Annotated in this window: 1 protein-coding gene; it reads right to left on the reverse strand. The window is 65.7% G+C overall.

What is annotated here, in order from left to right; all coding sequences use genetic code 11:
- Positions 1-260 (reverse strand): DUF1643 domain-containing protein (locus tag QN413_RS27140; protein ID WP_323499649.1); only part of this gene is annotated, 260 nt, incomplete at its 3' end.
- Positions 261-452: the final 192 nt, after the last annotated feature.

Raw genomic sequence — 452 nt, forward strand, 5'->3', positions numbered from 1 at the left:
GCGTCCGCGCCGATCGACCAGGGCAGGTCGTGCGACGAGCTGGTGCGGATCGGGCACAGGTTCATCACAACGAAGCCATCGCAGCCATGGCGCACCGCCATTGCCTCGGCCCCGGCGATCGCGCCGTCGTGATCCTCTGAGTTCGCAAGGCAAGGGTGCCGCCCGATGGCGATGAAGGACTTCCGGCCACAGCGCCCGAGTGCGAAGCGCCACTCGTCGGCGTGGTCGGAATGGTAGATATCGAAAGACGTGTTGTTCACGAAAGAGAGAGTTCGAGTGAAGTGAGAAAGTTCGGGCGTCGGGCCTACGCGTCCTTCGGCGGCGGCGTGTCCAGCATGCTGGCCACCTTGCTGCGACGGATCGCTGCCGACTGGTAGTAGCCCTGGAAGGTGGCCACCGTGCGGTGCCCCGTCATGGCCATGGCCTCGCCGATCGGCATGTCGCGCAGACCC

The organism is Variovorax sp. LG9.2, from assembly GCF_035018885.1.
Taxonomy (GTDB): Bacteria; Pseudomonadota; Gammaproteobacteria; order Burkholderiales; family Burkholderiaceae_C; genus Variovorax.